This is a genomic window from Psittacicella gerlachiana (assembly GCF_003585965.1).
Taxonomy (GTDB): Bacteria; Pseudomonadota; Gammaproteobacteria; order Enterobacterales; family Psittacicellaceae; genus Psittacicella; species Psittacicella gerlachiana.
Genome location: NZ_NRJF01000014.1, coordinates 1 through 10,949, shown reverse-complemented (window position 1 = coordinate 10,949; position 10,949 = coordinate 1). Strand labels below are relative to the sequence as shown.

The 10,949-nt window shown below is 35.7% G+C and carries 1 protein-coding gene; it reads left to right on the top strand.

Annotated elements, in window-relative coordinates:
* Positions 1-44: 44 nt before the first annotated feature.
* Entirely contained in the window at positions 45-10,112 is a 10,068-nt protein-coding gene (locus tag CKF59_RS07825; protein WP_222985440.1) for a hypothetical protein, read from the top strand.
* Positions 10,113-10,949 lie beyond the last annotated feature (837 nt).

The window sequence follows — 10,949 nt, the reverse complement described above, 5'->3', positions numbered from 1 at the left end:
ATTGGGAAAAATTTAATATTAACTCAAATGAGATTGTAAAATTCTTGCAAGAGAATTCGAACTCAGCTGTACTAAACCGTGTTCTAGGTGGTGAAATTTCACAAATCCTAGGTACCTTACAATCTAATGGTAAAGTATTTATCGTTAACCCAGCTGGTATCGTGTTTGGTGCTAATGCGGTTGTAGATGTTAACTCTTTAGTAGCTTCAACTTTAGATATCTCAAATGAAGATTTCTTAAATGGTAACTACGTATTTAATCAAGATAAAGATCAAGCTATTGCTTCAGTACTTAACCAAGGGGTTATTAAAGTAGAAGACAATGGTACTTTAGCTTTAGTGGGTGGTAAAGTAGTAAATACTGGAGTATTAGAAGCGAAAAACGGTACAGTATACCTTTTAGCTGGTAACTCAATTACGATTCAAGATTTAGAAAATCCTCTAATCTCTTATAAAGTAACTGCAGACAACAAAGCAGTAAACTTAGGGGAAATTGTTGCAAAAAGAACTTATTTATTAGCGAATAAAGTAGCTAATGGTTATACTACTGCAGAACAATTTGCAGATGTGATCTCTGCTCAAGATTCAGCACGTAAAGCTACTATTACTTCAACTGGTGAAGTAGTATTATTCGGTGCGGCAGAATCTAATACAGTGCAAAATATAACTGTTAACAACACTGAATATGCTGCAAACATCTCTAACCAAACTGGTGTAGTTGTCGTAAACGGAACAATTCAAACCGCTAATACAACAGGTAAAGCAGGTAATGTTGCGGTTTATGGTGACTATGTTGCTCTAGAATCTAATGCTGTAATTAACGCTTCTGGAGCTCAAGGTGGCACTGTTAATATTGGTGGAGACTACCAAGGACAAGGAACTAAAGTATTAGCTGCAGTTTCAGTTGCTGATAAAGAATCTGTAGTTAATGTTGCAGGGACTTCAGGAGATGCTGGTTCAATTTACTTCTGGGGTAATACTGCTCAAGTTGATGGTAAATTATATGCTACCTCGGTAAATGGTAACGGTGGTTTCATTGAGACTTCAGGTAACAATTTACAAATTGGTAATAACATCGACGTAAATACCACTTCTACTTATGGTACTTGGGGTAATTGGTTAATTGACCCAGATAATATCGTAATTGTTAATGCTACTAGCTGGAAGAGTTTAAATGAAACAGAAAGCTCTTATGTAAATACTCGTTACTATGGAGTAGGTATTGTAGGTGGAACACCTAGCAATATGTCATCTAGCACGCTTACCGCAAATGCTGGAGATTATCAATATACTTTACTTTCTGATGCCAATGTAAGTGATTGGTTAAGCAAAGGTGCAGTTACAATTACTGCAAAATACAGACTAGATTTCTTTAAAGCTAATATTTCAGCTTCAAATGATACCGCTAATTTCACTATTACCGGTGGTTCAATTTTAATGAACCATACCAACATTAATATTGGTGGTACTTTTACCGCAACTACAACTAACAATACTGTAGATGCTGGTGCTTCTTTACTATTATCAAACTCGACAATTAGAGCAAATGGAACTATTAGCTTAACCGCTGCTGATGCTATTTCTCTTGGTGGTTGTTCAACACTTTACTCAAGAACCAAAGTAGTATTAAACACAACAACAAACAACTCACACTACTCTTTTTCAGAGTATGGAAACCACTTAATTTATGGGGTGTTTGTCCTCAACTCTAATATTACTGTAGAGAATTCTAGTGCTACAGCAACAGATTCTCAAATTGAGATTAAAGGTTCACGTTTAATCTTCTCTAATACTACAATTAAAGCAAATGCTAGTGTAAATATTAGTAGTAATTATTCTACAAACTTCTCATGTAACACTAATATCAGTGGTTACAATGTAAATGTTACTCAAGTAGCAGCAGGTACTGCTCAAACATTAACTAACGGAAGCAGAAGTGCTTATGATAATGGTGGAGTTAATTTCACAGATGTGCATATTAACGCTACAAATAGTGCAAATGTTAATGTTAAATCTGTAGCGGATGTTACTAACTCGACAATTCTTGGTGTTACAGGCGTAAATGTTACCTCTGCAGGAAATACTACTTTAAATAACACTACGATCCTTGCAAATACTGGTTTAATTAATGTAACTGCAAGTGCTGGTAACGTAGCTCTATCTAACAATAGCAATTTAACTTCACAAGATTCTATTGTAGTTGAAGCTAAATCAGGTAATCTAAGTGTAACTGATACAAAAGTAAACTCTACTCAAAGTACCGTAAACTTAACAGGGGTTACTAATACTAACTTAACCAATACTACAGTTAATGCTAATAAAGCCTTAAGAGTTCGTGGTCAAGAGATTGCCTTAGATAATGCTTCACTAGTAGCTACAAATGAAGAAATCTCAGTTGGTAATACTTCAACACAAAATGTAAGCTTTACTAATAGCTCTTCATTGACAACCTCAAATGCTACAGATGGTGATGTTGGTGTTTATGGAGCAAAAAATGTAAATGCTACTTCATTAACTGTAAGTGCTGGTCGTGACTTAAATATTTCTACTCAAGCGGGATCAGTAAACTTATCAGCTAATACTTCTAATGGTATCTCATTTACAGTAGGTCGTAGTTTAAATATTACTACCAACAGCCTAACTATGGCTAATGTAAGCCAAACAGTTGCTGGTAATGCGACTTATGAAGCAGGAACTATTAGTGCGGCAAATACAAGTTTAGCAGCTGATAATGTAACCTTAAATGCTACTTCAGGTGATATTACTTTATCAGATGCTAACTTTACTTCAAATACAAGCTTAACCGTAAACTCAAGTACTGGTAATGTAGTTGCGAATAACACTACCTTAGAAGCTAAATCAGGTACAGCTAATGTAGAAGCAGCAAAAAATGTAACTTTAGGTAATGGTACAAATGTTACCGCTTCAGGAGCAGTAACTGTAGAAGCTAAAAATGGTAATCTAACTGCTAATGGTACGAATATTACCTCTACAACTGATAAAGTAACTGCTACGGCAAGTCAAAACGTTACTCTAGATAACAGTAACATCTCTGCACAAACAGGTGCAACTGTAACTGCAACTAATGGTAATGCAACTTTAGCAAACGGCTCAGATATAGTTTCTGCTGGTGGTGATACTAGCTTAACTGCAAATGGAGACATTACTCTAAGCAATGGTTCTGATGTTAAGGGTGCTGATTCAGTAACAGTTAAATCTTCTACTGGTAAAGTTGAAGGTCAAGGTAACAACAATATTTCTGCAACTTCAGGAGCTGCTGAAGTTTCTGCACAAACTGATGTTACTTTAGGTAATGGTTCTACAGTTGAAGGTACGACTGCAACTGTAACTGCGACTACAGGTAATGTTGCTTTAACTGGTACTAATGTAACTGCAACAACTGGAGCAGCGACTATTACTGCAAGCCAAAATGTTACTTTAGATAATAGTAATGTTTCAGGGCAAACTGATGCTACAGTAAATGCACAAAATGGTAATGTAGATTTAGCAAATGGTTCTGATGTAACTGCAACTACAGGGGCAGCTAATGTAACCGCTAAACAAAATGTTACTTTAAGTAATGGTTCAGATGTTACAGCTGCTACTGGAGTAACGGTAAATGCTACTGAAGGTAACTTAACAGCTGCAGGTAACAATAACATTACGACTACTTCAGGTGATGCAACCGTATTTGCAAAAGGTGACTTAACAGTTGGTAACGGTTCTAACATTTCAGGTTCAGGTGCAGTATCTGTAACTTCTGACTCAGGTAATGCAACTCTAAATGGTACAAACGTTACTTCTACAGATGGCAAAGTTGCAATTACCGCTGCTGAAAATGTTGCTTTAACTAACTCTAACATTAGTGGTACAGATACTACAGTAACTGCAACTAATGGTACAGCTGATTTAGCTAACACTAAACTAAATGCAACTACAGGTGATGCAAGTGTAACTGCAAAAGGTAACGTTACTTTAAGTAATGGTTCTGAAGTTAAAGCTGCTCAAAATGCAACTGTAACTTCAACTGAAGGTGCTTTAAGTTTAACTGGCTCTAATGTAACTGCAACTGCAGGTACACCAACTATTTCAGGTAACACGGGCTTAACTCTAGATAACGCTAATATATCTGGTGCTAAAGATTTAAATGTAACTGTAAATCAAGGTGATTTAACCGTAACTAACTCTTCATTAACTTCAACTGCAGGTAATGTAAGTGTTACTGGTCCAAAAAATGTTACTTTAACTAATGGTACAAGCATCTCTGCAAAAGGTAATGCAACAGTTGAAGCTAAAGACGGTAATGTAACTGCAGAAGGTACAAATATTACCGCAACTGATGGTAATGCAACTATTACTGCATCTAAAGATCTTAACTTAAACAATACTAATGTTTCAGGTGCAAGTGTAGACGTAACTGCGACATCAGGTAATGCTACATTAACTAACACTAAAGTAAATGCTACTTCAGGTGATGCAAATGTAACTGCAAAAGGTGATGTTACTTTAGGTAATGGTTCTGAAGTTAAAGCTGCTCAAAATGCAACTGTAACTTCAACTGAAGGTGCTTTAAGTTTAACTGGCTCTAATGTAACCGCAACTGCAGGTACACCAACTATTTCAGGTAACACAGGCTTAACTTTAGATAACGCTAATGTATCTGGTGCTAATGACTTAAATGTAACTGTAAATCAAGGTGATTTAACCGTAACTAACTCTTCATTAACTTCAACAGAGGGTAATGTAAGTGTTACTGGTCCAAAAAATGTTACTTTAACTAATGGCACAAGCATCTCTGCAAAAGGTAATGCAACAGTTGAAGCTAAAGACGGTAATGTAACTGCAGAAGGTACAAACATTACTGCAACTGATGGTAATGCAACTATTACTGCTTCTAAAAATGTTAACTTAAGCAATACTAATGTTTCAGGAGCAAGTGTAGACGTAACTGCAACAACAGGTAATGCTACTTTAACTGACACTAAAGTAAATGCTACTTCAGGCGATGCAAGCGTAACTGCTGCTAACAACGTAACTTTAGGTAATGGTACAGATGTTACAGCTGCTCAAAACGCAAGCGTAGTAGCAACTAATGGTGCATTAAGCCTAACTGGTTCTAATGTAACTGCAACTGCTGGTACACCAACTATTTCAGGTAACACAGGCTTAACTTTAGATAACGCTAATGTATCTGGTGCTAATGACTTAAATGTATCTGTTAAAGAAGGTGATTTAACCGTAACTAACTCTGCATTAACTTCAACTGAAGGTAATGTAACAGTTACTGGTCCTGCAAATGTTACTTTAACTAATGGTACTACGGTAACAGCGAAGAAAGATGCGAATGTAACTGCTCCTAATGGAAACCTTTCGGTTGAAGGTGCAAATATTACAGCACAAGAAGGTACAGCTACAGTTACTGCAAAAGATAACGTGACTTTAACTAATGCAAATATCTCTGGTGCTGATGTTACTGTTGATGCTGAAAATGGTACTGCTACTTTAAATAACACTTCAGTAAACGCAACTGCAGGTAATGCTACGGTAACTGCAAAAGAAGATGTTGTTCTTGGTAATGGTACAACTGTAACCGCAACAGAAAATGCAACTGTTTACTCTGAAAATGCGAGTGTGGCAGTAACAGGAGCTAACGTAACTGCAACTAATGGTGTTGCAAATGTATCTGCAAAAGAAAACGTTACTCTAACTAATGCAAATATTTCTGGTGCTGATGTTACTGTTGATGCGGAAAATGGTACAGCTACTCTAAATAACACTTCAGTAAATGCAACTGAAGGTAATGCTTCAGTAACCGCAAAAGGTGATGTAGCATTAAATAATGGTACTACTGTAACTGCAAACAAAGATGCAAATGTAACTTCTGAAGAAGGATCATTAAGTATTACTGGGGCTAATGTAACCTCTACTTGTGGTACAGCAACAGTAAGTGGTAATACAGGCTTAACTTTAGATAATGCAAATATTACTGGTTACAATGATCTCTGCATTACAGTGCCTCAAGGTGACTTAACTGTAACTAACTCTGCTTTAGAATCTACAAATGGTTCTGTAGCAGTAACTGCTCCAGAAAATGTTACTTTAACTAATGGTACTACCATTAAAGCTAAAGAGAACGCAACTGTAACTGCAGTAAATGGTACAGCAACAGTTGAAGGAGCTAACATTACTGCTGCAAATGGTACAGCTGCTGTAACAGCAAACCAAGGAGTTACTCTAACTAACAGTAATCTTTCAGGTAAAGCAGCAGTTGAAGTATCAACAACTTCAGGTGACATTGATTTAAACGGTACTACAGCTAACTCAAGCAATGGTACAGTTAATATTACAACTCCTGATAACATTAACTTAACAGACTCTAACCTAAGTGGTGATAAAGGAGTTAATGTTAACTCTACAACAGGTAACGTAACCGTAAATGGTACTAATGCAACCTCTGCAAATGGTTCTGTAAACATTTCAGCAAAAGAGAATGTTTCACTAAACAACTCAAATGTAAGTGGTAACCAAGGCGTTAACATTACCTCAGCAAATGGTTCAGCTGATGTAGTTGGTACTAACCTAACTTCTGCTAATGGTTCTGTAAACGTAACAGCTCCACAAGACGTTAACTTAACCAACTCTAACTTAAGTGGTGATCAAGGTGTTAACGTTAACTCTACAGAAGGTAATGTATCTGTTAACGGAACTAATGCAACCTCTGCGAATGGTTCAGTGAATATCTCTGCAAAAGAGAATGTTTCATTAAACAATTCAAATGTATCAGGTAACCAAGGTGTTAACATTACTTCAGCAAACGGTTCAGCGGATGTTGTAGGTACTAACTTAACTTCAGCAAACGGTTCTGTAAACGTAACAGCTCCACAAAACATTACTTTAGAAAACTCTAACTTAAGTGGTGATAAAGGTGTTGATGTTAACTCAACTAACGGAAGCGTAACGGTTAATGGTACTAACGCAACTTCTGCGAATGGTTCTGTAAACATCTCAGCGAAAGAGAATGTATCAGTTAACAACTCTGTTGCTGAAGGTAAAGAAGGTGTGAATATCACTTCACAAAATGCTTCTGCTACCGTGACAGGATCTAACTTAACTTCTTCTAATGGTTCAGTTAATGTAACTGCTCCTGAAGATGTAAGTTTAACCAACTCTAACTTAAGTGGTGATCAAGGTGTTGATGTTAACTCAACTAATGGAAGCGTAACGGTTAACGGTACTAATGCTACATCTGCTAATGGTTCAGTTAACATTTCTGCTCAAGATAATGTTTCATTAAACAATTCAAATGTAAGCGGTAACCAAGGCGTTAACATTACTTCTGCAAATGGTTCTGCGGATGTTGTAGGTACTAACTTAACTTCTGCGAACGGTTCTGTAAACGTAACTGCTCCACAAGATGTTAACTTAACCAACTCTAACCTCAGTGGTGATCAAGGTGTTAACGTTAACTCTACAGAAGGTAATGTATCTGTTAACGGAACTAATGCTACATCTGCGAATGGTTCTGTGAATATCTCTGCAAAAGAGAATGTTTCATTAAACAATTCAAATGTAAGTGGTAACCAAGGGGTTAACATTACTTCTGCAAATGGTTCAGCTGATGTTGTAGGTACTAACTTAACTTCTGCTAACGGTTCAGTTAATGTAACTGCTCCTGAAGATGTAAACTTAACCAACTCTAACTTAAGTGGTGATCAAGGTGTTGATGTTAATTCAACTAACGGAAGCGTAACCGTAAATGGTACGAATGCTACTTCTGCGAATGGTTCTGTGAATATCTCTGCAAAAGAGAATGTTTCATTAAACAATTCAAATGTAAGTGGTAACCAAGGTGTTAACATTACTTCTGCAAATGGTTCAGCTGATGTAGTTGGTACTAACTTAACTTCAGCAAACGGCTCTGTAAATGTAACAGCTCCACAAGATGTTAACTTAACTAACTCTAACTTAAGCGGTGATCAAGGTGTTAACGTTAACTCTACAGAAGGTAATGTATCTGTTGACGGTACTAATGCTACATCTGCAAATGGTTCAGTGAATATCTCTGCTCAAGATAATGTTTCATTAAACAATTCAAATGTAAGTGGTAACCAAGGCGTTAACATTACCTCAGCAAATGGTTCAGCTGATGTTACAGGTTCTAACTTAACTTCTTCTAACGGTTCTGTAAATGTAACAGCTCCACAAGATGTTAACTTAACTAACTCTAACTTAAGCGGTGATAAAGGTGTTGATGTTAACTCAACTAACGGAAGCGTAACTGTAAATGGTACTAATGCTACTTCAGCGAATGGTTCAGTGAATATTTCTGCTAAAGAAGATGTTTCATTAAACAATTCAAATGTAAGTGGTAACCAAGGTGTTAACATTACTTCAGCAAATGCTTCAGCTACTGTAACTGGTTCTAACTTAACTTCTGCGAACGGTTCAGTAAACGTAACTGCTCCTGAAGATGTTAACTTAACCAACTCTAACTTAAGTGGTGATCAAGGTGTTAACGTTAACTCTACAGAAGGTAATGTATCTGTTAACGGAACTAATGCTACATCTGCGAATGGTTCTGTGAATATCTCTGCAAAAGAGAATGTTTCATTAAATAACTCAAATGTAAGTGGTAACCAAGGGGTTAACATTACTTCTGCAAATGGTTCAGCTGATGTTACAGGTTCTAACTTAACTTCTGCGAACGGTTCTGTAAACGTAACTGCTCCACAAGATGTTAACTTAACTAACTCTAACCTAAGTGGTGATCAAGGTGTTAACGTTAACTCTACAGAAGGTAATGTATCTGTTGACGGTACTAACGCAACCTCTGCAAATGGTTCAGTGAACATTTCTGCTAAAGAAGATGTTTCATTAAACAATTCAAATGTAAGTGGTAACCAAGGCGTTAACATTACTTCTGCAAATGGTTCAGCTGATGTAGTTGGTACTAACTTAACTTCTGCGAACGGTTCTGTAAACGTAACTGCTCCACAAGATGTTAACTTAACTAACTCGAACTTAAGCGGTGATCAAGGTGTTAACGTTAACTCTACAGAAGGTAATGTATCTGTTGACGGTACTAATGCAACCTCTGCAAATGGTTCAGTGAACATTTCAGCTCAAGAGAATGTTTCATTAAACAATTCAAATGTAAGTGGTAACCAAGGCGTTAATATTACCTCTGCAAATGGTTCAGCTGATGTTACAGGTTCTAACTTAACTTCTGCAAACGGTTCAGTAAACGTTACCGCACCAAATAATATTAGCTTAACGAACTCTAACCTAAGTGGTGAGCAAGGTGTTAATGTTAATTCTTCAACTGGTAATGTAAGTGTTGATGGTACTAACTTAACTTCATCTAATGGTTCTGTTAACATCTCTGCACAAGAGAATATTACGTTAAATAATTCGAATATTACGGGTAACCAAGGAGTGAACATTGTTTCTCCAAATGGTAGTCTAAATGCTAACGATACGAATTTAGATGCACCTAATGGTAATGTTTCGATTGATGTACGTAATGATGTAAACTTAACTGGTAATACTTCATTAGATGCAGGTAATAATTCTGTAGTTATCAATTCATCTAATGGTAGCTTCAATGCTGGTGAAAACACATCTGTGAATGCTACGGACAATATTACTATTAACGTTTGGGGTGATATTAATAACAATGGTACTCTAGACGCACCTAACATTACAGAACGTAGTGTGAGTCAAGAGCTTGCAAGTTCGAGAATTACTGAAGATCTTGTTTATAGAGAAGCTATGGAACGTTCAGACATCACCAACGAAGTTGATAAGGTTGAACCTTATAACGATCAAACAGTAAATGATGAAACTCGTAGTGATCAAGCTATAGGTGAAAGCACTACTCTTTCAGTTGAGTTTGAAGGTAGCAACGAAATTCAAGTTTGTGTACTGAACAATAGTAATCTCAATGCTAAGTATGGAGTTACTGAAGCTGACTTAAGCAATTTAAGTCCAGAAGAAATCACACGTAAATACGGTTTCACTCCAGAAGATACAAATTCTTATCTGCAAAACTGTGAAACTATTGGTGGTTCTTCACAATCAGTAAGAGCATCAAGCGGTACAAGCAGAAATTAATTTCTGTAATAAGTTAACAACTGGATAATAGTAGATTGGATTCATGTCAATCTTCTGCAAAGAGTTAACTTGAAGTTTGTTGTAGTTTCAAACTGAAACTTATATTCGAAAAAATAAAATCCCCTCTAGATTTCACTCTAGAGGGGATTTTATTTATGCTTTATTTTAAGTTATTAGAATTGTTGTAAGTTTGAATGTAGGTGTAAGAGATAAAAGCATTTTTATTTTCCGATTCATTCTTGGAGAACAGATATATGATTAATAAATATTATGCTTAATCTATAAAGATAGGTAAGTTTTATATCTAGCAAAAAAATTGGTGGTAGTTTGTAAGAAACATTGTGAAATTTTGTTAGAGTGGGGTGATTATTATGGAAAGTTTTATCAAGGTTTATGAGTATATTTATCTTTTATGCTCTGACTTAGTGATAATAAAAGATAACTTTTGATAAAAACGTGGTAAATATTTTCAGTTTAAGGAGTAAATATCAAATAGTTAGGTTTATGAATAAATATGTCAAAAGTTATCAAGTTTAGAGAAAAATTTATTAACAAATGACACTTAAAATAATAAATAAATCTAACATTTTGTATTTAATCTATCAAAAATCTCAACATCAAGAGCTATATTGTTGTTAGCTCTTAACAGTAATGAACATTATTGATATAATAAGAGTTCGAATACAAAATGTATTGAATGTATTGTTTATAAACGATACTTTGGTCATCTATATTTAACGATTTATTGTTCCAAATATATTTTATTTGTGAGTAATATTTTTTAGTCGCTACTGAAATTTATAGCAAAATAAAAAGAGGCTAGCCTCTTTTGCTATG